The organism is Amycolatopsis sp. 195334CR (genome assembly GCF_017309385.1).
GTDB lineage: Bacteria > Actinomycetota > Actinomycetes > Mycobacteriales > Pseudonocardiaceae > Amycolatopsis.
This window is the reverse complement of sequence record NZ_JAFJMJ010000001.1, coordinates 546,547-569,792: the sequence shown is the minus strand read 5'-3', so window position 1 is coordinate 569,792 and position 23,246 is coordinate 546,547. Positions and strand designations below refer to the sequence as shown.

25 protein-coding genes and 1 riboswitch are annotated in these 23,246 nt (G+C 71.4%); of the genes, 13 read left to right on the top strand and 12 right to left on the bottom strand.

Annotated features, from left to right (window positions below):
- The first annotated feature begins 18 nt into the window (after positions 1–18).
- The 3 genes from glgP to JYK18_RS02770 all read left to right on the top strand — a co-directional run bounded on the left by glgP (position 19) and on the right by JYK18_RS02770 (position 4,383).
- The gene (gene glgP / locus JYK18_RS02780; RefSeq protein WP_206800375.1) at positions 19–2,577 is read left to right on the top strand and encodes an alpha-glucan family phosphorylase; all 2,559 of its coding nucleotides are present in this window, start codon (positions 19–21) and stop codon (positions 2,575–2,577) included.
- 64 nt (positions 2,578–2,641) lie between these two features.
- Positions 2,642–3,874, top strand: a complete 1,233-nt coding sequence (locus JYK18_RS02775; RefSeq protein WP_206800373.1) for an SGNH/GDSL hydrolase family protein — start codon at positions 2,642–2,644, stop codon at positions 3,872–3,874.
- Between the two features lie 29 nt (positions 3,875–3,903).
- A complete protein-coding gene (locus tag JYK18_RS02770; protein WP_206800371.1) occupies positions 3,904–4,383 on the top strand; it encodes a hypothetical protein in 480 nt (159 codons plus the stop codon).
- A gap of 89 nt (positions 4,384–4,472) precedes the next feature.
- On the opposite strand, the gene JYK18_RS02765 is transcribed toward JYK18_RS02770, so the two are convergent.
- The 3 genes from JYK18_RS02765 to JYK18_RS02755 form a co-directional block, all read right to left on the bottom strand.
- Positions 4,473–5,021 (bottom strand): RNA polymerase sigma factor, encoded by a 549-nt coding sequence (locus JYK18_RS02765; RefSeq protein WP_206800370.1) that lies wholly within the window; start codon positions 5,019–5,021, stop codon positions 4,473–4,475.
- A gap of 101 nt (positions 5,022–5,122) precedes the next feature.
- The gene (locus JYK18_RS02760; RefSeq protein ID WP_206800368.1) at positions 5,123–5,515 is read right to left on the bottom strand and encodes a rhodanese-like domain-containing protein; all 393 of its coding nucleotides are present in this window, start codon (positions 5,513–5,515) and stop codon (positions 5,123–5,125) included.
- Complete coding sequence (locus JYK18_RS02755; protein ID WP_206800366.1) at positions 5,512–6,057, bottom strand: cysteine dioxygenase family protein; 546 nt, start codon at positions 6,055–6,057, stop codon at positions 5,512–5,514. The genes JYK18_RS02760 and JYK18_RS02755 overlap by 4 nt, the downstream gene beginning before the upstream one ends.
- 323 nt (positions 6,058–6,380) lie before the next feature.
- Between JYK18_RS02755 and JYK18_RS02750 the strand changes: the two genes are divergently transcribed.
- The 4 genes from JYK18_RS02750 to JYK18_RS02735 are packed head-to-tail and all read left to right on the top strand — an operon-like array spanning position 6,381 to position 10,190.
- On the top strand, positions 6,381–7,193 hold the full coding sequence (locus tag JYK18_RS02750; RefSeq protein WP_206800364.1) for an ABC transporter ATP-binding protein: 813 nt from the start codon (positions 6,381–6,383) through the stop codon (positions 7,191–7,193).
- Between the two features lie 59 nt (positions 7,194–7,252).
- On the top strand, positions 7,253–8,032 hold the full coding sequence (locus tag JYK18_RS02745) for an enoyl-CoA hydratase/isomerase family protein (RefSeq protein ID WP_206800355.1): 780 nt from the start codon (positions 7,253–7,255) through the stop codon (positions 8,030–8,032).
- Positions 8,033–8,039: 7 nt separating this feature from the next.
- Positions 8,040–9,017 (top strand): class I SAM-dependent methyltransferase, encoded by a 978-nt coding sequence (locus JYK18_RS02740; protein ID WP_206800353.1) that lies wholly within the window; start codon positions 8,040–8,042, stop codon positions 9,015–9,017.
- Positions 9,018–10,190, top strand: coding sequence for a class I SAM-dependent methyltransferase (locus tag JYK18_RS02735; protein WP_206800351.1), 1,173 nt, complete (start codon positions 9,018–9,020; stop codon positions 10,188–10,190).
- Here JYK18_RS02735 and JYK18_RS02730 read toward each other — a convergent pair.
- On the bottom strand, positions 10,174–10,830 hold the full coding sequence (locus JYK18_RS02730; protein ID WP_206800349.1) for a response regulator transcription factor: 657 nt from the start codon (positions 10,828–10,830) through the stop codon (positions 10,174–10,176). The genes JYK18_RS02735 and JYK18_RS02730 overlap by 17 nt on opposite strands.
- Positions 10,827–11,933: a histidine kinase gene (locus tag JYK18_RS47930; RefSeq protein WP_307795759.1), complete on the bottom strand. Its 1,107-nt coding sequence runs from the start codon at positions 11,931–11,933 to the stop codon at positions 10,827–10,829. Before JYK18_RS47930 ends, JYK18_RS02730 begins: the two co-directional genes overlap by 4 nt.
- Before the next feature lie 107 nt (positions 11,934–12,040).
- Here JYK18_RS47930 and JYK18_RS02720 point away from each other — a divergent pair, with 107 nt between their 5' ends.
- Complete coding sequence (locus JYK18_RS02720) at positions 12,041–12,619, top strand: copper resistance CopC family protein (RefSeq protein ID WP_206800347.1); 579 nt, start codon at positions 12,041–12,043, stop codon at positions 12,617–12,619.
- On the opposite strand, the gene JYK18_RS02715 is transcribed toward JYK18_RS02720, so the two are convergent.
- The 5 genes from JYK18_RS02715 to JYK18_RS02695 form a co-directional block, all read right to left on the bottom strand.
- The gene (locus tag JYK18_RS02715; protein WP_206800345.1) at positions 12,620–13,396 is read right to left on the bottom strand and encodes an ABC transporter permease; all 777 of its coding nucleotides are present in this window, start codon (positions 13,394–13,396) and stop codon (positions 12,620–12,622) included.
- Positions 13,393–14,373 carry an ATP-binding cassette domain-containing protein gene (locus JYK18_RS02710; RefSeq protein ID WP_206800327.1) on the bottom strand — a complete coding sequence of 327 codons (981 nt, stop codon included), beginning with the start codon at positions 14,371–14,373 and terminating at the stop codon, positions 13,393–13,395. The genes JYK18_RS02715 and JYK18_RS02710 overlap by 4 nt, the downstream gene beginning before the upstream one ends.
- A gap of 151 nt (positions 14,374–14,524) precedes the next feature.
- Positions 14,525–15,208, bottom strand: coding sequence for a PadR family transcriptional regulator (locus tag JYK18_RS02705; RefSeq protein ID WP_206800301.1), 684 nt, complete (start codon positions 15,206–15,208; stop codon positions 14,525–14,527).
- A 190-nt stretch (positions 15,209–15,398) separates the two neighbouring features.
- A complete protein-coding gene (locus tag JYK18_RS02700) occupies positions 15,399–16,859 on the bottom strand; it encodes a terpene cyclase/mutase family protein (protein WP_206800299.1) in 1,461 nt (486 codons plus the stop codon).
- 87 nt (positions 16,860–16,946) lie between these two features.
- Positions 16,947–17,067: riboswitch (cobalamin riboswitch) on the bottom strand.
- Positions 17,062–17,691, bottom strand: coding sequence for a poly-gamma-glutamate hydrolase family protein (locus tag JYK18_RS02695; RefSeq protein ID WP_206800297.1), 630 nt, complete (start codon positions 17,689–17,691; stop codon positions 17,062–17,064). Its footprint overlaps the riboswitch before it by 6 nt.
- A gap of 98 nt (positions 17,692–17,789) precedes the next feature.
- On the opposite strand from JYK18_RS02695, the gene JYK18_RS02690 reads away from it, so the two are divergent.
- The 4 genes from JYK18_RS02690 (at position 17,790) to JYK18_RS02675 (ending at position 20,206) form a co-directional block, all read left to right on the top strand.
- Entirely contained in the window at positions 17,790–18,080 is a 291-nt protein-coding gene (locus tag JYK18_RS02690) for a hypothetical protein (RefSeq protein ID WP_113693822.1), read from the top strand.
- A 94-nt stretch (positions 18,081–18,174) separates the two neighbouring features.
- On the top strand, positions 18,175–19,002 hold the full coding sequence (locus JYK18_RS02685) for a MerR family transcriptional regulator (protein WP_206800294.1): 828 nt from the start codon (positions 18,175–18,177) through the stop codon (positions 19,000–19,002).
- 62 nt (positions 19,003–19,064) lie between these two features.
- Positions 19,065–19,460 carry a VOC family protein gene (locus JYK18_RS02680; RefSeq protein ID WP_206800292.1) on the top strand — a complete coding sequence of 132 codons (396 nt, stop codon included), beginning with the start codon at positions 19,065–19,067 and terminating at the stop codon, positions 19,458–19,460.
- The gene (locus JYK18_RS02675; protein WP_206800290.1) at positions 19,457–20,206 is read left to right on the top strand and encodes an SRPBCC domain-containing protein; all 750 of its coding nucleotides are present in this window, start codon (positions 19,457–19,459) and stop codon (positions 20,204–20,206) included. Before JYK18_RS02680 ends, JYK18_RS02675 begins: the two co-directional genes overlap by 4 nt.
- On the opposite strand, the gene JYK18_RS02670 is transcribed toward JYK18_RS02675, so the two are convergent.
- Positions 20,193–21,449: an FAD-binding oxidoreductase gene (locus JYK18_RS02670; protein ID WP_206800288.1), complete on the bottom strand. Its 1,257-nt coding sequence runs from the start codon at positions 21,447–21,449 to the stop codon at positions 20,193–20,195. The two genes, JYK18_RS02675 and JYK18_RS02670, sit on opposite strands and share 14 nt — an antisense overlap.
- Positions 21,450–21,630: 181 nt before the next feature.
- Here JYK18_RS02670 and JYK18_RS02665 point away from each other — a divergent pair, with 181 nt between their 5' ends.
- Positions 21,631–22,350 (top strand): SRPBCC domain-containing protein, encoded by a 720-nt coding sequence (locus tag JYK18_RS02665; RefSeq protein ID WP_206800286.1) that lies wholly within the window; start codon positions 21,631–21,633, stop codon positions 22,348–22,350.
- Here the strand turns inward: JYK18_RS02665 and JYK18_RS02660 are convergent.
- Positions 22,341–23,222, bottom strand: coding sequence for an alpha/beta fold hydrolase (locus tag JYK18_RS02660; protein ID WP_206800284.1), 882 nt, complete (start codon positions 23,220–23,222; stop codon positions 22,341–22,343). The two genes, JYK18_RS02665 and JYK18_RS02660, sit on opposite strands and share 10 nt — an antisense overlap.
- Positions 23,223–23,246: the final 24 nt, after the last annotated feature.

The window sequence follows — 23,246 nt, the reverse complement described above, 5'->3', positions numbered from 1 at the left end:
GAACGCTAGGGTCTCGGCATGAGAGCAGTCCGCCGGTTCACCGTCCGACCGAGCCTGCCGGAGCCGCTGGCCGGGCTCCGCGCGCTGGCCACCAACCTGCGCTGGACCTGGCACCCGCCCACGCGGGACCTGTTCGCCTCGATCGACGCCAAGCTCTTCAACGAGATCCGCGACCCGCTGCGGCTGCTCACCGCGCTGCCGCCGGCCCGGCTGGAGGAGCTGGCGCTCGACGACGAATTCCTCGCCGCCGCGCGGGCCGCGACCGAGAACCTCGAGCACTACCTGACCGAACCGCGCTGGTACCAGCGCCGGGCGCACGAGGGGGAGGGCACGCTGCCCGCCGCGGTCGCCTACTTCTCGATGGAGTTCGGCGTCACCGAAGCGCTGCCGAACTACTCGGGCGGCCTCGGGGTGCTCGCCGCCGACCACCTCAAGGCCGCCTCGGACCTCGGCGTGCCGATGGTCGGTGTCGGCCTGCTCTACCGCGCCGGGTACTTCCGCCAGGCGCTTTCGCTGGACGGCTGGCAGGTCGAGCACTACCCGGTGATCGACCCGATCGGCCTGCCGCTGGAACTGGTCACCGGCACCGACGGCACGCCGATGCACGTGGCCGTGGCCATGCCCGGCGGCCGCGAACTGCTGGCGCAGGTGTGGAAGGCGCGGGTCGGGCGGATCCCGTTGCTCCTGCTGGACACCGACACCGACGTCAACGACGACGACCTGCGCGGGGTGACCGACCGCCTGTACGGCGGCGACGCCGACCACCGCATCCGCCAGCAGATCCTCGCCGGGATCGGCGGCATGCGGGCGGTGCGCCAGTACTGCGAGCTGACCGGGCACGCGCAGCCGGAGGTCTTCCACACCAACGAGGGCCACGCCGGCTTCCTCGGCCTCGAACGCGCCGGCGAGGTGATGCGCGACGGGCACCTCGAGTTCGGCCAGGCGCTGTCCGCGGTCCGCGCCGGGACGGTGTTCACCTCGCACACCCCGGTTTCGGCGGGCATCGACCGCTTCCCGGTCGACCTGGTGCAGCGCTACTTCGGCGACGGCAGGCTGGTGCCGGACGTGGACCTGCGCAACGTGCTCGCGCTCGGGGCCGAGGAGAACCCCGGCATGTTCAACATGGCGCACATGGGATTGCGGCTGGCGCAGCGGTCGAACGGGGTGTCCGCGCTGCACGGACGGGTTTCACGCCGCATGTTCGCGCGGTTGTGGCCCGGGTTCGACGAGCGCGAGGTGCCGATCTCGTCGGTGACCAACGGCGTGCACGGTCCGACCTGGGTGGCGCGCGAGCTGAGCGCGCTGCTCGGCGGCAGCCATGAGGAATGGGGATACGACGGGGATTCGGACAACTGGTCCGGGATCCGCGACCGGGTCAGTGACGAGCAGCTCTGGGCGCTGCGCCGGGACCTGCGCCAGAAGCTGGTGATGGAGGTGCGCCGCCGGGTGCGGGCGGCGTGGCTGCAGCGCGGTGCCTCCGCGCTCGAACTCGGCTGGACCGACCAGGTCTTCGATCCGGACGTGCTGACCGTCGGCTTCGCCAGGCGCGTGCCGACCTACAAGCGGCTGACCCTGATGCTGCGCGACCCGGAGCGGTTGCGCGCGCTGCTGCTCGACGAGGACCGGCCGGTGCAGGTGGTGGTCGCCGGGAAGTCGCATCCGGCCGACGAGGGCGGCAAGGCGCTGATCCAGCAGATCGTGCGGTTCGTCGACGACGCGCGCGTGCGGCATCGGATCGTCTTCCTGCCCGACTACGACATGGCGATGGCGCGGTACCTCTACCGGGGTTGCGACGTCTGGCTGAACAATCCGACCCGGCCGCTGGAGGCCTGCGGGACCTCCGGGATGAAGTCCGCGCTGAACGGCGGGCTGAACCTGTCGATCAGGGACGGCTGGTGGGACGAGTGCTACGACGGCAGCAACGGCTGGGCCATCCCGACCGCGGACGGCGTGCTCGACCCGCTGCGCCGCGACGACCTGGAAGCCGCCGCCCTGTACGACCTGCTGGAGTTGCAGATCGTGCCGTTGTTCTACGACCGCGGACCCGGTGGCACGCCGGAGGGCTGGCTGTCGCGCGTGTGGCACACGCTGGAGACGCTGGGGCCGCGCCTGCAGGCCTCGCGCATGGTGCGGGAGTACGTGGAGACGGGCTACCGCCCGGCGGTGGAGACGGTGCACGGCGCGATCGCGGACGGCTACCGCGGCGCGCGCTCGCTGGCCGAGTACCGGACGAAGGTGGAGATCGCCTGGCCGCGGCTGACCATCTTCGACACCGATCTGCAGGTGGAAGCCCCGGACACGCTCGTGGTCGGCACCGAGGTGCTGGTCACCGCGCGGATCGACCTGGCAGGCCTCGATCCGTCCGAAGTGGACATCCAGGCGGTGGTCGGCAAGGTGGGCGACACCGATGACCTGGCCGAAGCGGTGACCGCGTCGATGGAACCGGCGGGCATCGGCGCGTTCGCGGCGAAGCTCCGCCTGCCGTACGCGGGTTCGCTCGGCTACACCGTCCGGGTGCTGCCGCGCCACGGCCTGCTCGCCACGCCCGCCGAGCTCGGCCGCGTGATCCACGCCTGAACCTCGTTTTTGTCGGACCCCTTCGCTAGCGTTCGCCCCACTGACGACTGGGAGGACGGGTCCGATGAAACGAAGACTGCTCGGCTTGGTGCTGGGCGTGGTGACCACGGCCGCGATCGGCACGGCGCCGACGGCGGTGGCCGCACCGGATTCGGGGCTCTGGACGGGTACCTGGGCGACAGCGGTCCAGCAGCCCTCGATCGGCATCGTGCCGAACTGGTCGGAGGCCGGGTTCACCGACCAGTCGGTGCGCCAGGTCGTCCGGGTGGCTTCGGGCGGGGTTTCCGCGCGGGTGCGGTTGTCGAACGACTACGGCGACCAAGCCGTGCGGTTGACCGGTGCGACGGTGGCGCGGGCCGGTGAGGGCGCCGCGGTGAAACCGGGTTCGGTGCGGGAGCTGCGGTTCCACGGTGCGCGGTCGGCGGAGATCCCGGCCGGGGGCGAGTTGCGCAGCGATCCGCTGCCGTTGCTGGTGGCTCCGTTGGAGGAACTGACGATCACGCTCTACTTCCGCGAGCCGAGCGGTCCGGTCACCTCACACCTGAACGCCAACGCGACCAGTTTCCGGGCGAGCGGCGACCACCGGTCCGACACCGCGGCGACGGCGTTCACCGAGAGCACCGCCTCCTGGTACCTGCTGTCGGGGGTGGAGGTGCTGGCACCGGGCAAGCGCGGGGTGGTGGCCTTCGGCGACTCGATCACCGAGGGCGCTTTGTCCACTGTGGACGCTGACAACCGGTACCCGGACGAACTGGCCGAGCGGTTCGGCGGGAAGCGACCGGTGCTGAACGCGGGGATCGGCGGCAACCGCGTGCTCACCGACTCGACCTGCCTGGGGGAGAAGGCGACCGCGCGGTTCGAGCGGGACGTGCTGGAGCAGCCGGGCGTGCGGTCGGTGATCATCCTGGAGGGCATCAACGACATCGGGATGAGCGCCTTCCCGCCGGACGACTGCCTCGGGGCGACGCCGTGGGTGAGCGCGGCCGACCTGATCGCCGGGCACCGGGAGCTGATCAAGCAGGCGAAGGCGGCCGGGATCCGGGTGATCGGGGGCACGCTGACGCCGTTCAAGGGCTCGTTCTACTACAGCGACGAACGGGAAGCGGTGCGGGACGAGGTGAACCAGTGGATCCGGACCTCGGGTGAGTACGACGCCGTGGTCGACTTCGACCGGGCGCTGGCGGATCCGGCGGACCAGGACACCATGCTGGCCGCCTACGACAGCGGCGACCGGCTGCACCCGAACGACGCCGGGTACCACGCGATGGCGGCGGTGGTGGATATGAAGCAGTTGTAGTCCTCCGCGGCGGCGCTCGGTGGAACGCTTTGCTCGGCCTGCAACGGCTTCGCGCCGCGGACGGCTCGACCGCGCTCGGTGGCTGGCGGACCTGGGCCGGTGGTCAGGTGTCCCGCACGCCGGGTGGGCGCGAAGCGGTGCACCGGCTGGCCACGGTGTTGCCCAGTCGCGGGTACTTCCCGGATTTCCTGACCCCGACCAGGGGCGAGACCACGCTCGACGCGGGGGTGCGCACGCTGCTGGACACGCCGGCCGAACGGGTCGAGGCGGAGTTGCGGTTGCTCGGTGATCAGCGCTGGGAGCACACCAGGTGGGTGACCGAAACCGGGCTGGGGGACCTGGTCGGCGCGATGACGCGGTTCCACGAGGTGGCGATCGCGCCGGTGTCGCGGCAGCTGCGCGCGGTGTTCGAGGCCGAGCGGATGGTGCGGGACCGCACCCTGCTCGAACAGGGGCGGTGTCGCCCTCGCGGTGCCCGCCGAGCGGGTGGTGCTCGCTGGGGCGGATGACCTCGGTCTGCCGGGTAGCTCCCCCACCGGTGCGCTCCGGGCGAGCACACGGCTGCCGGAACGGGGGCCTGCCGTCTCGAACAAGCTGTTCACGGACGGAAGCCCTCGGCCGTGAGCAGGCGGCGCATCTGGTCGAAGCACCGCCGTCGCAGTGGGCCGACGCTGCCGACCGCGATGCCGAGTTCGGCGGCGAGCTGGGCGTGCGTCAGCTCGGGGCGGTCGGCGAGCAGGCGCAACAGCCGGTGGTAGCGGGCGGGCAACCGCCCCGCCACGCCCCAGAAGACCCGGCTGCGCTCGGCGTCGAGCAGGCGGGCTTCCGGGGTCGGCGCTTCGTCGGGACGGTCGGGCAGTACACCGAGCACTTCGCGGCGGCGACCGGCGAGCATCCGCAGCACGCGGCGGCGGGCGGTGGTGATCAGCCAGCCGGGCAGCCTGCTCGGTTCCCGGACCGTGCCGAGGCGGGCGGCGAGCGCGATCCAGGTGTCCTGGCCGACGTCCCACGCGTCGGCGTCGGTGAGCCGGTGGGCCCGCGCGACCCGCAGGGCCAGCCGTACGCAGGCCCGCGCGAGCAGGTCGAGCGCGCCGCGTTCGCCGGTGACCGCTCTCGGCACCACCGCGCCGAAGTCCACATCGGACACAGTGCCTCCCTTTCGCCGGGTCGATGACCTTCGGCGACTGGGACGACACGCTGTGCCGCCGGGATCCGGGGTTCGGCCCCGGAAAGCTGATCGGGTGACGGTCAGGGAACCGCGGGGCGGCCGCCCGGTTCCACCGGGAGGCCCGCCGCACGCCAGGCGCGGTAGCCGCCGATCAGGTCCGTGGCCTGGCGCAGACCGAGCCGCTTCAGGTCGGCGGCGGCGAGGCTGGAGGCGTAGCCCTCGTTGCACACCACCACGACCGGCAGGTCGGCGTGCACCTCGGGCAGGCGGTGCTCGCTCGCCGGGTCGAGGCGCCATTCGAGGTGGATCCGCTCCACCGGCACCGAACCGGGGATCTCGCCCTCCTCGGCGCGGTTCACGTGCGGGCGGATGTCCACCACGAGGGCGCCGTCGGCCTGCAGGCGGCTGGCCGCCGCCGGGTCCACTCTGGTCAGGGTGGCGCGGGCGGCGGCGAGCGCGTCTTCGATGCTCATCGGTTCAGCGTGACAGGAAGTGCCGGGATCTGGGCGGGCACTTCGTCCAGGCTGGCGTAGGTGCGTGTCGGGACCAGCGGCGGCGAGTACGCGTGCACGCTGGCCGCCGGGGTGGCGCCCGCGCCGGTCACCTGGTGCGCCCGGCCGGCGCCGAAGCCGATGCCGTCGCCCGCGAAGTGGGCGCGCCGGCGGATCGGGCCGCCCGGGTAGCGGTACTCCTCGGCCAGTTCGCCCTGTAACACGGTGAACGAACCGGCGGCGCCGCCGTGGTCGTGCGGGGCGGTGTGCTGGCCCGGCAACCAGGACAGCAGCCACAGCTCGACCCCGTCGGTCAGGGCGAGGCGTGCCCACCACCGCTGTTCCTCGTCGAACCGGAGTAGCGAGCGCAGGCTCCCGGTCAGCTCACTGGTCACCGTCCTGGTCAGGTCGGCCAGCTCGCGCGGGGTCCAGAGCTGCCGTTCCGGGTGCAGCAGGTCGGCGAGCAAGGGGTCGGTGAGGCGGGGGTGGATCTCGATGTCGGGACGAACGAGTGACTGGGTCATGGCGGTACCTCCGGCGCGTGCGGAAAAGGGATGAACGACGGCACTGCGCGCGGCACGGGCTGGACCCGGACGAGAAGAAGAAGGAAAGAGGCGTCAGCCGCCGTGCCGCGCGGTGGTACATCCGCACGAGGCGACGAGCAGGAGATCCACGGTCAGGTCGGACCACATGTTGCGCCACCCGGTGCGGCGCCATGCGGTTGTCGGCCTGATCACACCAGGGATACTGCCACAGATCGGCCGGCTCCGGCGTGGTGTTCCACGCGGTGGACGCGGTGGGGGAGGCCGTTGCGCGCGGGCGAGGCCGCGTCGGTGACAATGGCGCCGTGACCGAGCTGACGCAGCCGAACGAACTTGACGATCTCGTGGTGCGGATGAGCGGCGTGGGGGTGCGGCGCGGCCAGAACGATCTGCTCGCCGACCTCGACTGGTCGGTGGAACTCGACGAACGCTGGGTGGTGCTGGGCGCGAACGGGGCCGGCAAGACCACCCTGCTCCGCCTGGCCGCCGCCGAACTGCACCCGACCACCGGCGCGGTGGACCTGCTGGGCGAGCGGATCGGCAAGGTCTCGGTGTTCGAACTGCGCCCGCGCATCGGGTTCACCTCGGCGGCGCTCGCGTCGCGCGTGCCCGCGGAGGAGACCGTGCGGGACGTGGTGGTCAGCGCCGGCTACGCGGTGCTCGGCCGCTGGCGCGAGGTGTACGACACGCTCGACACCGAGCGCGCCGAGGAACTGCTCGGCGCGATGGGGATCAAGCACCTGGCCGACCGGACCTTCGGCACGCTGTCGGAGGGGGAGCGCAAGCGCGTGCTCATCTCGCGGTCGCTGATGACCGATCCCGAGATGCTGCTGCTCGACGAGCCCGCGGCCGGGCTGGACCTCGGCGGCCGCGAGGACCTGGTGGCCCGGCTGTCCGAGCTGGCCATGGACCCGGACGCCCCGGCGATGGTGCTGGTCACACACCACGTCGAGGAGGTCCCGCCGGGCTTCACCCACGCGCTGCTGCTGCGCGACGGCCGGGCGGTCGCCTCCGGGCTGATCGACGACGTGCTGACCAGTGAGAACCTGTCCGCCACCTTCGCACAGGACCTGGTGCTGGAGGGCTGGGGCGACCGCTACTTCGCCCGTCGCCGTTGAGACCGCGTACTGCCCGGTAGCCTGCTGGAATCCAGTCAAGCTTGCCGAGGAGGATGGGCGTGGGAGAGTTCGTATCTGTCGAGGTCGACGCCGGGGTGGGCACGATCCGGCTGGACCGCCCGCCGGTCAACGCGCTGAACAACCAGGTGCAGGCCGAGCTGGCGGAAGCCGCCAGGGAGGTGTCCGAGCGCGCCGACATCCGCTCGGTGATCCTCTACGGCGGGGAGAAGACCTTCGCCGGTGGCGCGGACATCAAGGAGATGGCCGCCCGCTCCTACCCGGAAATGGTGACCTTCGGCACAGCGCTGTCCACCTCGCTCAGCTTGCTGGCCGGCATCCCGAAGCCGACCGTCGCGGCGATCACCGGGTACGCCCTCGGCGGCGGGCTCGAACTGGCGCTGACCGCCGACCGGCGGGTGGCCGGTGACAACGTCAAGGTGGGCCAGCCGGAGATCCAGCTCGGCGTGATCCCCGGTGCCGGTGGCACGCAGCGCCTCGCGCGGCTGATCGGCCCGAGCAAGGCGAAGGACCTCGTCTACACCGGACGGTTCGTCAAGGCCGAAGAGGCGCTCGCGCTGGGCATCCTGGACGAGGTCGTGGCGCCGGACGACGTGTACGCGGCGGCGCACAAGTGGGCCGCGCAGTTCGTGAACGCCCCGGCGGTGGCGTTGCGGGCGGCGAAGGCGGCCATCGACGGCGGGCTCGACCAGGACCTGGCCAACGGCCTGAAGCTGGAGACCCAGCTGTTCGCCGGGCTGTGGGCCACCGAGGACCAGGCCGCCGGGATGAAGTCGTTCATCGAGAACGGCCCCGGCAAGGCCACCTTCGAGGGGAAGTAGCAGCCAGATGACCGAGGTGAACGACCCGGCGCCGCACCCGCACGCGACCGAGGAAGAGGTCAAGGCCGCGTTCGCGGACCCGAAGCTGGCCAACGTGCTCTACCACGACTGGGAAGCCGGGACCTACGACGAGAAGTGGTCCATCTCCTACGACGAGCGCTGCATCACCTACGCCACCGACGTGTTCCGCGCGGTGGCCGGTGAGGAGGACTCGCCGTACCCGACCGCGATGGAGCTGGGCAGCGGCACCGGCTTCTTCCTGCTGAACCTGATGCAGGGCGGGGTGATCAAGAAGGGGTCGGTCACCGACCTCTCGCCCGGCATGGTGCAGGTGGCGCTGCGCAACGCGGAGAACCTGGGCCTGGACGTGGACGGCCGGGTGGCCGACGCCGAGCGCATCCCGTACCCGGACAACACCTTCGACCTGGTGGTCGGGCACGCGGTGCTGCACCACATCCCGGACGTGCCCGCCGCCTTCCGCGAGGTGCTGCGGGTGCTCAAGCCGGGCGGGAAGTTCGTCTTCGCCGGGGAGCCGACCAAGATCGGCAACTTCTACGCGCGGCGGCTCGGCCAGCTCACCTGGTGGCTGACCACCAACGTGACCAAGCTGCCCGCGTTGTCCGGCTGGCGGCGTCCGCAGGAGGAACTGGACGAGTCCTCGCGGGCGGCGGCCCTGGAGGCCGTGGTCGACCTGCACACCTTCGACCCGGCCGAGCTGGAGGGCATGGCGCTGGGCGCGGGCGCGGTGGACGTGCGCGCGGTGACCGAGGAGTTCGCCGCGGCGCTGGCCGGCTGGCCGATCCGGACCTTCGAAGCGGCGGTGCCGCAGGAGAAGCTGACCGTGCGCTGGCGGCTGTTCGCCTACCACCTGTGGCTGCGGCTGTCCGCTGTGGACAAGAAGGTGCTGGCGAAGGTGCTGCCGCGGCAGCTGTTCTACAACGTGATGATCACCGGCACCAAGCCGCCGGCCGCGACCGGGCTGTAGTTGGCCTATTCGTTCAGCCTCGACGACGTCGCCTTCCTGCGCTCCGGCGCCGGGGAGGCGGCGTTGTCGCGCTGTGCGGAACTGCCGCTGACCGAGCGCACCCGGATCGCCGACGTGGCCACCGCCAAGCGCGTGGTCGGCGAGCACTACGCGGCCGTGCTGGAAACCGTGCTGCTCCGGCGCAAAGCGGTGACCAAAGTGGACGGTTCGGGCAACTGGCTGTTCACCTCGGACTCGCTCCAGCAGGCGAGCGCGTCGCTGGTGGCGAGGCACCGGGCGCGGCGGCTCGAGGGCCGCGAGGTCCACGACGTCACCTGCTCGATCGGCGCGGATCTGGTCGAACTGGCGAAGACGGCGAGCGCCTGCACCGGATCGGACCTCGACGAGGTGCGGCTGGAGATGGCGCGGCACAACTGCGCCGACTCCGGCGTGGAACTCCTCCGGGCGGACGCGTTGCGGCCGCGGCCGGGGAACGCCGTGGTGGTCGCGGATCCGGCTCGGCGGGATTCGTCGGGACGCCGTACCTGGAAGCCCGAAGACTTCGCCCCGCCGCTGGACGGACTGGCCGCCGCGTATGCCGGGCGCGACCTGGTGGTGAAGTGCGCGCCGGGCCTGCCGCCCGAGGTGGTGCCGTGGGCGGACGAGATCGAGCTGGTCTCGCTCGACGGCCAGGTCCGCGAAGCCTGCCTCTGGGCGGGAACACCGGCGACCGTGAAGCGCCGGGCCAGCGTGCTGCGCTCGGACGGTACACAGTGGACGATCACCGACGAGGAACCGGACGAGGTCCCGGTGGCGGCGGTGGGGGAGTGGATCGTCGACCCGGACGGGGCGGTGGTGCGGGCCGGTCTGGTGCGGCACTACGGCGCCCGGCACGGCCTCTGGCAGCTCGACGAGCGGATCGCCTACCTCACCGGTGATCGGCCACCGGCCGGCGTGCGCGCGTTCCGCGTCGTCGAACACGGGCCGTACCAGGAAAAGAGCCTGCGTGCGATGCTGCGACGGCACGAGATCGGCAGGCTGGAAATCCTGGTGCGCGGCCTCGATGTCGACCCGGACCCGTTGCGGCGCCGGATGAAGCTGAACGGCACCGAGGAGGCGAGCGTGGTGCTGACGAGGATCGGGCGGTCGCCGTTCGCCTTCCTCTGCCGCGCCGAGGTCATCGCGCCGGGGTGACCAGGCCGCTTTCGTAGGCGGTGATCACCAGCTGGGCCCGGTCCCGGGCGTGCAGCTTGCTCAGCAGGTGCCCGATGTGGGTTTTCACGGTGGCCTGGCTGACACGCAGGTGCTCGCCGAGTTCGGTGTTGGACAGGCCGCGGGCGATCAGCGTCAGCACCTCGCGTTCGCGCGCGGTGAGCAGGTCGAGTTCACGGGACGGGCGCCGCGCCGGGCTGGCCTGCCGGGCGAACTCCTCGATCAGCCTGCGGGTGATGGCCGGGGCGAGCAGGCTGTCGCCCGCCGCGACCACGCCGATGGCGGCGAGCAGGTCGGCCGGCGGGGTGTCCTTGAGCAGGAACCCGCTGGCGCCCGCGCGCAACGCGGCGAACACGTACTCGTCCAGGTCGAAGGTGGTCAGCATGAGCACGCGCACGCCCTCGGTCTCCTGGCTGATCCGGCGGGTGGCCTCGATCCCGTCGACCTCCGGCATGCGCACGTCCATCAGCACCACGTCCGGCCGCTCGCGCACGGCCAGCTCGACCGCCTCCGCGCCGTTGCCCGCCTCGGCGACCACCTCGCAGTCCGGCGCGCTGTTCACCAGCACGCGGAAACTGCCGCGCAGCAGGGCCTGGTCGTCGGCCACCAGCACTCGGATCACCGTCGCACCTCGTCCGGATCGCGGGGAAGGCGGGCGCTGACGCGAAAACCGCCGCCCGGTGCCGCGCCCGCTTCGAAGGCACCGCCGTACATCATCACGCGTTCGCGCATGCCGATGAGCCCGTGCCCACCCGAACCGGCACCGGGACCGCGGCCGTCGTCGGTCACCTCGATCCGGAGGTCGCGCTCGTCCACCGAAACCACCACCTCGCAGTGCTTCGCGGCGGCGTGCTTGACCACGTTGGTCAGGGCCTCCTGGACGATCCGGTGCACGGACAGGCGCAGGCTCTCCGGCAGCTCGGACCGGTCCACGCGCATCGTGACCTCGATCCCGGCTTCGCGGGCGTGGTCGGCGAGCTTGCCGAGATCGTCGATGCCGGGCGTGGGCGCCAGTTCCGCGCCGTCCGGGCTGCGGAGCACGCCGAGCAGGCGGCGCAGTTCGGTGAGCGTGCCGCGACTGGTTTCCTCGATGATCCGCAGCGCGTCACGGGCCTCGCCGGGGTCCTGCTCGGCCACGTGGTTGGCGACCGCGGCCTTCACCGCGATCAGGCTCATGCTGTGCGCCACCACGTCGTGCAGCTCGCGGGCGATGCGCAGGCGTTCGCCGCTGAGCGCTTCCTCCGCGCGCTGGACCTCCCGCCGGGCTTCGCGGGCACGCAGCACGCGCATCATCCGCCCGGCTCCCCAGGCCATGGACATGAACAGCCAGAGCACCAGCGAGGCGGCCAGGCCGGTACCGGGGGTGTCGGCCAGCGAGTTCGGCGGAGCGGCGAGCAGGAGCGACGCGGTGGCGATCAGCGTGGTCACCAGTGCGGGGACCGCGCGGGCCGCCGGCACCAGCAAGCCGACCGCGTAGAGCACGTACGCGACCGGCAGCAGCGGTTCCCTGGTCAGGTCGAGCAGGATCGCGGCGAACGAGCCCAGCACCACCACGCCCAGCACCGGCAGCGGCCACCGCCGCCGGACCGCGAGTGGCGGGCCGATGGCCGCGACCACCAGCGCCACCACCCAGAGCGGCTCCCCGCCGTCCTGGAAACCGAAGTAGGCCGCGGTGGCCGCGACGGCCACGACGGCGTCGGCGAGGATGAGGTGAATTCTCGGCACGGGTTGAACCTAATCCGCGTGCCGTCCCGTCTACCTCGGAGCCGGGGATGTCATACCCCGGGCTGAGGCATACTTCCGAAGTCGACGACCTTCGAGGAGATCCCGCGATGAAGCGCACTGCCGTGTCGCTGTTCCTGACCGCCTTCGTCCTGCTGGCCACCGCCGGCACGGCGAGCGCGCACACCAAGCTGGAGTCCAGCGACCCGGCCGAGGGCGCCTCGCTGGAGGCCGCGCCCACCCAGCTCACGCTGCGGTTCAGCGAACTGGTGAAGGTCGAGACCAGCAAGGTCACGGTGACCGGGCCGAACGCGTCCGAGTGGCAGGTCGGCCAGCTCGCGGCCAAGGGACCGGTGCTGACCGTGCCGGTCACGCCGGCGGGCCCGGCGGGGGAGTACGCGGTGAACTACGAGGTCACCAGCGCCGACGGCCACAGCGTCAACGGCACCACGCGCTTCACCCTGACCAAGGAGGCCACGCCGGCGGGCGCGGCCCCCTCGTCCGCGCCCGCCGTGCCGAACACCCCGACCCAGGCCCAGGCTCCGGCACCCGCCCCGACCGTCGACGGCCAGCCCGCTGAGGCCGTGCAGGTGACCGGTGCCCCGTGGTGGCTGTTCTTCCTCGGCGCCGCGGTGCTGGTGGTCATCGGGGTCGGGGTGGCGTTCGCGATCGTGCGCAAGCGCAGCTGATCAGTTCGCCCGCTGGTACGCCCGGAACGCCCGGGTGGCCAGCCAGCTCATCACCGCCGCCAGCGCCAGCAGCAGGCCGCCGTGGCCGAGGACCCGCGCCCAGTCCGGGTCCGCGGTGAGCGCTTCGCGCCCGGCCACGGCGGCCCAGTCCACCGGGTTGTACTCGGCGACCGTGCCGACCCAGCCCGGCAGCAGCGACGGCGCCATCATCACCGAGGACAGGAAGGCCAGCGGCAGCGCCAGGAACTGCGAGACGCCGATCAGCGCCTCCTGCTGCCGCACCAGCAGCGCGATCGCGTCGGACAACGCGCTGAAGACGATCGACAGCAGCACCGCGACGGCCAGCACCACCAGCACACCGAGCACCCCGCCGTCGTAGCGGGCCCCGGCGAGCAGGCCGACGCCGAACACGATCAGCGACTGGATGGCGGTGACCACCGACTGGTGCGCCAGCGAACCGGCGATCAACGCGCCCCGGCTGACCGGGGAGGTCAGGTTGCGGTCCATCACCCCGCGGTCCATGTCGTCGATGAACGAGGTGCCCGCCCAGCCCGCCGACATCATCGCGGTCATCACGACCACACCGGGGGTCAGGTAGGACAGGTAGTCGCCGGTGCCGAACCCGGGCAGCTCGGCCACCCGGCGGAACAGCTCACCGAACAGCAGCAGCCACACCATCGGCTGGATCAGGTTGAACAGCAGGTACGCCGGTTGCCGGGAGAGGCGCCGCAGCGCGTGCGCGGTGAGCCTGCCGGTGTGCGAGGCGAAGGTGGTCATCGGACGCCTCCCGCCACGGTGTCGGCGGTGCGGAATTCGCGCCCGGCGTGACGCAGGTACACGTCGTCCAGTGACGGGCGCGCGGTGCCGATCGACACCGGTTCGACCCCGGCGCGGCCGAGCGCGGCGAGCACGCCCGGCAGTGCGGTGGCGCCCGCGGTGACCCTGGCCCGCAGGGTCAGCCCGTCCACGCTGATCTCGCCCGCCACCGGTTCCAGCGCCCGGCGTGCCGCGCCCAGATCCTCCACAGTGGACAGCTCGGCGTGCACGCTGTCGCCGTTCAGCTCGGTCTTCAGCTCCTCCGGGCTGCCGGTGGCGACGACCTGACCGCGGTCCACGATCACCAGCCGCGCGGCCAGCTTGTCGGCCTCCTCCAGGTAGTGCGTGGTGAGCAGCACGGTCAGGCCGTCCTCACCGGACAGCCGGGCGATCTCGGCCCACATCTCCGCCCTGGCTTCGGGATCGAGGCCGGTGGTCGGCTCGTCCAGGAACAACACGCTGGGCCGGTCGACCAGGCCGAGCGCCACGTCGAGCTTGCGCTGCATGCCGCCGGACCACTTGCCCACCGGGCGGTCGGCGGCGTCGGTGAGGCTGAACCGGTCGAGCAGCTCCTTCGCCCGGGCACGGGCGGACCTGGCGGACAGGCCGTGGAGATGGCCTTGCAGCACCAGGTTCTCGCGGCCGGTGCTGACCGGGTCGAAGGCCGGTTTCTGCGAGACACTGCCGATCACCCGCCGCACCCGGCCGGGGTGGCGGCGGACGTCGATGCCCGCGACGGTGGCCTGTCCGGCGTCAGGCGCGGACAGCGTGGTGAGGATTTTGACGGTGGTGGACTTGCCGGCCCCGTTCGGGCCGAGCAGGCCGAACACGATCCCGGACGGCACGGTGAAACCGAGCCCGGCCAGCGCGGGCACGGCCTTGGCGCCCTTGCCGTAGGTCTTGACCAGACCGGACGCCTCGATGGCATGGGTGGACATGGTGGTGCTCCTTCGATGAGGAGTCACCGGCCGCGGTGCACTACCCTGGCGTTCGCAGGCGCGCTTCGAGTTTCGGTCCGCGGACGGGGACTCGGGTGTGTCGGATGGCTCCCGGCCCTGGTGTTGCCGCACCCGGGCCGGGGCCATCACCTCAGTGCTGTTCGGGTTGGCTGAGCCAGCTCATCTCCTCCGCGAACTCCGTGGCGACGGTCGCCTCGATCTCCTCCGGTGACGCTCCCGACTCGCGCAGCTGGTGCATCCGCGCCCAGACGCGCAGGCCGTCGAACTCACCGGACTTCAACTCCCGCAGCAGTTCGGTGATGAAGCGGATTTCGGTCTCCAGCAGGTTCTGCCGGAACTCGGCTTCGATGGTGAACAGCCGGGGAAAACCTTCGGGGGTGCTGGCCGCGATGGCGTCGTACTGCTGCTTGGCCAGCAGCTGCGTGCGCAGCCGGGCTTCGAGCAGCTGGACGACCTCGGCCGGGCCGAGCACCGGCATCAGCGACAGCGCGGCCTCGAACTGGGCGAACTCCTTGGCCGGGTTGGCCAGCAGATCGCTCAGCCAGTCGTGCATCTCGGCGATGCCCGGCTCGGTGATCTCGTAGACGGTGCGTTCCGGGCGCCTGCCCTCGCGCACCGTCTCGCGCGACGCGATCAACCCGCGCTTCCGCAGCGACTCGACCACGGAGTACAGCGAGCCGTAGTTGAGCTTGATGCTGTCTTCCTTGCGGCGTTCGCGCAGCGTGCCGGACATTTCGTAGGGGTGCATCGGGCGCTCGCTGAGCAGCGTCAGCACCGCCAGAGCCAGCGGATTCGCCCTGCCACGCGCGGCCATCGCCCTGCCTCGTCCTGGGTGCTCGGGGTCAAATACTCGACTCAGAGTACCCGTGCTCGGGTGCTCGATGTCAAGCTGACCGGCGGTGACGTCCTGGTGATCGGTGGCCACCTGGTGCCCCGGGAGCCATTGCTATGAGTGGGGCATTACTTGCAATCAACGCAAGTAATGCCCCATTCCTAGCGTTGGGTCAGGAGGTGCGGACTTGGGTGGGGGTCAGCGTGGGGGTGGCGCCGTTGCCGAAGGCCCACGCTTCGATGCTGCCCAGCGGCGGCACGTACGTGGACGCGCCCTGGGTGCTGTACGTCCACGCGGTCGCGCCCGCGTTCGCGTGGTAGTACGCCCAGTAGGCGGTCGCCGGTGGGGTGTTCACGCAGGGGTCCTGCGCGGGCGTCGGGAGGGCGTTGATGCGGCAGACGAACGCCAGCCCCCAGCGGGTGGTGCCGGTCGGGGTGAAGCCGGCGTTCTGCAGGGCGGCCACCCCGCTGGCCTGCGCCCCGGGCGCACAGCGGGTTTCCTGCGCACCACCGAAAGCGGCGAAGTCGACGGTCACCGTGACGCCGCTCGTTCCGGCGCACGGGCCCGGCGTGCCGGCGAGCTGTGCCGAGACCGCGCACGGGACCTCCGGCACCGCGGCCGACGGCGTCGACGGCGCCAGCGGGAAGGCCTTGCCCGCGGCGGCCGGGACGGCCTGGACGGTCGCGAGCAGGTTCACCGCGCGGCTGCCGGGATAGAAGAACGCGCCGCGGTCGGCGGCCGGATCGGTGCAGCCCAGCTGGAAGCTCGCGAGCGCGGCGTAGGCGTTGCCCGGCTGACCACCCGCGGCCACGATCGCCTGGATCGCCAGTGCGGTCGAGTTCGGGTCGGAAGCCTGGCCCGGCGCGGCGACGAAGGCGAAACCACCGTCCGCGGACCGGGCGGCGTTCAACGCGGCCAGCACCTTCTTGGCGCCGGGCAGCTTGCCGTAGGCGGCGAGGCCCTGCACCGCCATGCCGGTGCTGTTGGTGTCGGGACCGGAGAAGGTCGCCGGATCGGCGGGCGCGCACGGCACCGCGGTGTCCGCGCGGTAGGCCTGCCAGAGCCCGTTCGCGCACTGCTGGCCGGTAAGCCACGTGGTAGCCGCGGCGATCCTGGCATCGGTGGACGGCACCTTCGCGGCCTTGAGCGCGGTCAGCGCGAGGCCCTGCCGGAACGCGCCGTCGTAGGTCGGGGCGGCCGAGCCGAACAGGCCGTCGGCGCGCTGGGTCGCGAGCAGCCGGTCGACCAGGTTCTCCCCGCCGAATCGGCGCGGGTTCTGCTTGCCCGCCACCGCCGCGAGGACCACGTACGCGACCCGGCCCGGGTCGTCCTGGCCGTCGGCGCCCTTGAGCGGCTCGCCGAGCTGGGTGCTGAGGTAGGCGACGCCGTCCTGGGCGGCCTGGCGGCCGACGCCGGCGGCGTGCAGGCCGAGCACGGCGTACGCGGTGCTGGTGACGTCGGCGCTGAGGTTGCCACCGCCCGCGGTGATCGCGCGGGCCAGGTACCCCGCGCCGTGGCGGGCGACGGTCTGCTGCTGCTCGGTGGCCGCGGCCGGGGTGCACAACCCGGCGGCCAGCGCGGCGGCGGTGGCCAGCACGGCCACCGGTCTGGCGCGGAAGAGCTTCGTGCGCAAGGGATCCTCCTTCGGACAGGCGCGGTCACCCACGCGTGCCGGAAGGGCCAGCGCAGGCCCCGAGCCGCAGTCCACGACGGTTTCGACGGAGCCCGTTCCCCGGCAGGCGGTCCGACTCGCCCGCGCGGAACGCGGGCTCACGGTTGCGGGTCAGCGCCGGATTCCCACCGGCTTTCCCCATCGAGGAACGTGCTCTGGCAAGTTACCCGGTGCACCGCCCGTCCCGCCAGACCCGGCGCAGCGCCGCCACCACGCCGTCCACAAAGGACTGTGCTAGCGGCGAGTCGCCGCGCATCGCGTCGCGCAGGGCGAGCGGGAGCTCCAACTGCACCCCCATGCCGGTGCGGGTCCGGTTGACGATGTTGCGCGGCGACCGCCCGGCGAGCGTCGGGTACTCGGCGGCGTCGAGGGTCTCGATGCCGCGGGCGGTGAGTTCCTCGTGCACGATGCCGCCGAATTCGGCGTCCAGGCCGCCGATCAACACGCCCTCGCGGGGCAGCGTGATGCACCCGTGCAGGCTCAGCGCCCGGTCGGTGCCCGCGCACAGGGCCAGCGCCACCGGATCGTCGCACCGGCTGGAGGTCACGTGCAGCCGTCGTTCGCCGCGAAGTCCTTCGAACAGCCAGTAGTCGCATGTGGACGCCCGGGCGATGGCCCGGCAGAGCTGGGAGGTGCCCGGCTCGATCTGGCCGCCGTGCGGGGCCAGCACCACCGGGGTGCCGCCGGCGTGCCGGAACCACCTGGCGTAGTCGAGGTTCTCGGTCAGCGCGGGGTCCGCGTACAGCGCGGTGTTCGAGAGATATCGTTGCGTAGTCGCGCTGGGGCGGGCCATCTCCGCAAGATACGGCCATTCGGCGGGAAAGCGGTGTTCGAATGGCGCAATCGACGGTGATCCGCGTTTCACCCGTCCGCCGAGGGGAACCCCTAAGCATGTCCAGATTGCGAGTATCCGGCGGCCGCTCGACGGCCGCGCGAGTTATCACCGGCGTCGGGGCAGTGATCGCGCTCATCGAGGTCATCTACATCCTGATGATCCTGCTGGGTGCCAACGCGGCCAACGCGTTCGTCGAATTCATGCGGGCCATCGCCGAGCCACTGGCGTTGTTCTTCCCCGGTTTGTTCCAGCTGGAGAACTACCAGGTCGGCGTCCTGATCAACTACGGGCTCGCCGCCGTCTTCTGGCTGGTGCTGACCGGGCTGATCGCCCGCATCGTCCGCTAGGGAGCACACGGGGTCCGGCCACCTCCCGGTGTCCGTTTGTCGGGGACGGGCAGCGGGAGGTGGCGCCTGGGGGGCCGGCGTGTGAAGCTGTGGCGTGTTCGCCATCGGGGAGTTCGCCAGGCTCGGCCGGGTTTCGGTCCGCATGCTCCGGCACTACGACAGCATCGGCCTGCTGCGGCCCGTCCGCGTGGACGAGGCCAGCGGGTACCGCTACTACGACGCGGCCCAGCTGCGCGACCTCAACCGCGTGGTCGCGTTGAAGGAGCTGGGTTTCACGCTCGAGCAAGTCCGCGAGATCATCGAGGAGAAGCTCAACCCCGAAGAACTGCGCGGCATGCTCCGCCTGCGACGCGCTCAGCTCGAAGCGCAGATCTCCGCCGACACCGACCGGCTCGACCGCGTCGAGGCGCGCCTGCGCACCATCGAGCGCGAAGGCCACATGAACACCGAGGACGTGCTCCTCAAATCCGTCGCGCCGCTGCGCGTCGCCGAGCTTTCCGGGGTGGCCGCCAGCTACGCCTCCCACGACATCGGCCCGGTCGTGCAACCGCTGTTCGTCGAGTTGTGCCGTCGCCTCGACGAGGCGGGCCTCCGCATCGCCGCACCCACGATCGCCTACTACGAACCGGTCGGCGAGGAGCAGGTGATGGTGCACACCGCGGCGCCGGTGGCACTGGAAAGCGGCCGCGAGTACGACTTCGACGTGGTGGACCTGCCCGCGCTCGGCACCGCCGCGACCGTGCTGCACCACGGCACGATGGACGAGGTCGACCGCACCTTCCAGACGCTGGCCTTCTGGATCGAGGAGCACGGGTACACCTCGATCGGGCACGCGCGCGAGGTCTACCTCGACTACGAAGCGCCGGAACGCGGGGTGACCGAGCTCCAGGTGCTCGTCAACCGACAGGATGCCATGTCTTGACAATCTAAGTTGTCGGTGGAACCGTGGGCCGCGTTCGGGAACGAACGCGGAACGGAGTGGTGATGAAGGCCCAGCTGATGAGCATCATGGTCAACGACCAGGAGCGGGCGGAACGGTTCTACACGGAGAAGCTGGGCTTCCAGGTCAAGCACAACATCGACGTGGGCGGTGCGCGCTGGCTGACCGTGGTCCACCCCGACGAGCCCGACGGGTTCGAGATCCTGCTGGAGCCGGCCGGGTACGAGTTCGCGCGGACCTACCAGGCTGAGCTGTACCAGGCGAACATGCCGTTCACCATGCTGTTCTCCGAGGACATCCACAAGGAGTACGCGCGGCTGGTCGAGGCCGGGGTGGAGTTCCGCGGTGAGCCGGCGGCGACCATGGGTGGCATCAGCGCGATCTTCGACGACACCTGCGGGAACCTGCTCATGCTGATGCAGGTCGTCGAGCCCGGATGAGCCGGGAACGGCGGCTGGAGAAGGAAATCTCCTTCGACGCCACCCCGGACCAGGTGTGGGCGGCGATCTCCAGTGGACCCGGGATGTCGATCTGGTTCGTCCCGCACGAGCTCGGCCCCGAGGGGGAGGGCGAGGCCGACTTCGGCGGCGGAAACACCCAGGCGGGCCAGGTGCTTGCCCGTGAAGAGGGCAAGCGGATCGTCTACGGCACGGCGGATTCGCCCGGCGCGCTCGAATTCCTCGTCGAAGGGCGGGAAAACGGCGGGACCGTGCTCCGGTTCACGCAGAGCGGTTTTTTCGACGGCGACGACTGGTCCGCCGAGTACGACAGCTTCGACCGCGGCTGGAACCTCTTCTTCCACAACCTCGCGCAGTACTTCCGGTACTACGGCGGGCTACCGGCCACCACGCTGGTCACCGGGTCGACCACGGCGCTGGAACCGGACGAGGTGTGGGCGAAGTTCCGCACCGCGCTCGGGGTGGACCCGGCCGTCGCGCTCGGCGACCGGGTCCGGCTGACCCCGGACGGCCTGCCCCCGATCGAAGGCGAGGTCGACTACCTGGTGCGCGGCGTGTTCGGCGTACGCGCACCCGAAGGGCTGCACCGGTTCCAGGGCCTCGGCGCGGAAAGCGGTGGCATGGTCAACACCATCCACTACTACTACGGCGCCGCGCCGAACCGGGACGCCACCACCGCCGCCTGGCAGCGGTGGCTGCTCGACCTCTTCCCGGTCACCGGGTCCTGAGCTCGGCCAGGCGCCGCTCGACCTCGGGGGAGTGGAAGGCGCGCACCGCGGGCCGGTCCCCGTAGGCGAAGTTCAGCGCGCGGCCCAGCGTCCACGGTTCGACTTCGGCGAACACCTCCTCCTGGGCCGCGTGCTCGGCGGCTCCCGGGCCGGACAGCACCATCAGCTGGTACCGCGCCTCGCGGTGGCTGACCGCGTTCGGCACCTCGGGCGGTCGCGACAACGCACCGCCGAGGTGCCGGATCTCGGTCACCAGGCCGATCGGCGCGTCCGGACCGGCGAGTTCGAGGAAGCGTTCCGTGGTGTCGGCGGGGAAGTCGGTCAACAGCGCGGTGTCGCCGTAGTAGCCGTGCGGGGTGTCCGGCTCGCTGAAGATCGTGCGCGCCGCATCGGCGAACGGGATCTCCCCGAACCGCTCCATCAACGGCGGCCCGAGTTCGCGCAGCGGCGCGACGAGCCGCTCACCTTCGGCCGGGTCGCCGCTGTGGGCCACCCGCACATGCGCGACGTGCTTGCCGCGCAACGGTTCCGGGACACCCGGCACGTCCGGCATCGGCACCATGCCGATCGAGGACGTCAGTTCCTCCGGCACGGTGGCCGTCCACTCGCGGAACCCGCGCAGCACGTCGGCCAGCGACTCCGGGCCGAAGTACAGGCCGCCGCCGAAGAGGGTGGCGACCGGGAACAACGCCAACTCCAGCCCGGTGACCACCCCGAACCCGCTGCGACCGCCCCGGATCGCCCAGAACAGGTCGGGGTCGCTCTCGGCGGTCACCTCGACGAGGTCGCCGTCCTCGGTGACCAGTTCGACCCGCCGCACGTGGTCGGCCGCGAACCCGAAGCGCCGTGCGAGCAGGCCGACGCCGCCGCCGAGTGAGTAGGACACCGCGCCGACGCCGGGGCCACTGCCGGAAAGCGGCGCGAGCCCGTGCTCGCGGGTCTCGGCGAGCACGTCCTTCCACCGCGCGCCCGCTTCCACCCAGGCCGTCCTGGTGACCGGATCGACCCGGACCCCGCGCATCCGGCGGGTGCTGATCAGCAGTCCGGTGGCCGGGGTGGTGAGGCCGTGCCCGGTCGCCTGCACCGCTACGGGCAGGCCGCGCTCGCGGGCGTGGCGCACCGCGGCACGGACGTCTTCCGCGTTCTCCACGGCGGCGATCACCTTCGCCTCGTGCCGGAAGGCGGTCTGGAATCCGGCTGCCTCGTCCTCGAAGCCGGGCTCACCGGGGTGCAGGTAGGTCATCTCGCTCCTTCTTCCTTCGCTCTCCTTCCACCCTGGGCGCGCGTCGATCAGAAGTCCAACAGCTGGTTCTGCTCGCAACCAGAAGCAACAGTCATGATACCGACAACTGTGATTGTCTTGACAATAAAAATTGTCGGTGAGACTCTTGCTCTACCAGCGAAAACGACAAAGGAGAGCTTCCATGAACCGCGAGTTCGAGGTCCGCAACGAGCGCGAGATCAACGGCACCCCGGAGCAGGTCTTCGCCGCGATCACCACCGGGACGGCGGGCTGGCTGTGGCCGATCGCGTGCGAACCGCGGCTCGGCGGGGCGGTCGACATCGCGCCCGGCGCCAAGATCACCGCGTGGGAGCCCGGCAGGCACTTCGCCAACCGCGTCGAGAGCGGCGACTGGTTCAACGAGCTGGACAACGTGATCGAGCCGCGGCCGGGCGGGAAGTCGTTCGTGCGGTACACGCACCGCGGTTCGTTCCCCGAGGAGGACTGGCAGAACCTCTACGACGGCTGCCTGCACCACACGGAGATGTACCAGGCCACGATGGCGACCTACGTCGAGCACTTCGCCGGGCGGGCCGCCGAGTACCTGACCGCGGACGCGCCCGCGTCGAGTGCCACCGATCCCGCCGCCTTCGACCGGCTCGTGCGCGAGCTGGGGCTGTCCGAAGCCGCGGTCGGGGACCGGGTCGCCGTCGACGTGCCCGGGGTTGGGCACATCGAGGGCGAGGTCGACTACCGCTCGCCGTACTTCCTCGGCATCCGCACGGAGAACGCGATCTACCGGTTCTTCGGCCGCAACACCTGGGGTGACCCGGTGGCCGTGTCCGCGCACCACTTCGGTGGCGTCGACACCGCGGGGGAGACGAAGAGCTGGGAGGCGTGGCTCGCCGGCGTCTACGCCTGATGGTCCGGGAGCCGGGTGGCGACGAAGCGGAGCAGGCGGTCGGCCACCCGGTGGCGGTCGGCCGCGGTGAGGTAGTGGCCGAGTTCGGGCCAGACCTCCACTTCGGACTCCGGCAGCCACGACCGCAGCCGGTCGGCGGCCAGTGCGGAGTCGTGGACGGCGCTGCGGCCGGAGAAGATCGCCAGCGTCGGCACGTCCATCGCCCGCAGATCGGCTTCGGGCAGGCAGGTCTGGAACGACACCGCGGGCCGGTAGGCGCCGATGGTGGCGCGGGCGAGGCGGATGGCGGGTTCGCCGGACACGTCCGCACCCGCCGCCCAGCGGAAGAACCGCCGCCACATCCAGTCGAACGGCAGCAGCTTGAGCAGCAGGCCGTACCGCAGGGCGCCGAAGGAGAAGTTCGCGGTGACCGTGGTCGGATCGATCAGGGTCACCGTGGCCAGGCGATCGCGGTACCGCGTCGCGTAGTTGGCCGCCTGCCAGCCGCCGGAGGACGCACCGACCAGGTGCACCCCGGTGAGTTTCAGCCCGGCGAGCACCTCGTCGAGGCAGCGGGCGCGATCGGCGTGGTCGGCCATCGGCTCGGTCTGCACGCTGTACCCGCCCTCGCCGAGGATGTCGAGCGTGTAGACGGTGTGCTCGGCGGAAAGCTTCGCCCAGAACGACGCCCACATGGGTGCGCCGGCCAGCAGTCCGTGCAGCAGGACGAGTGGCGCGCCGCCGCTGCCGTGCCGGTAGACGCGGGTGGTGCCGAACGAGGTTTCGACGTCGAGCACGGCGGCCGGTGGCGGGCCATCGGCCATCGCCGCCCGGTAGGCCGCGAAGTAGTCGGTTCTTTTGTCGTCGCTGATGAATGCCCCTGTTTTCCCCATGCCCGGCAAGGTAGGCGAGTGGTT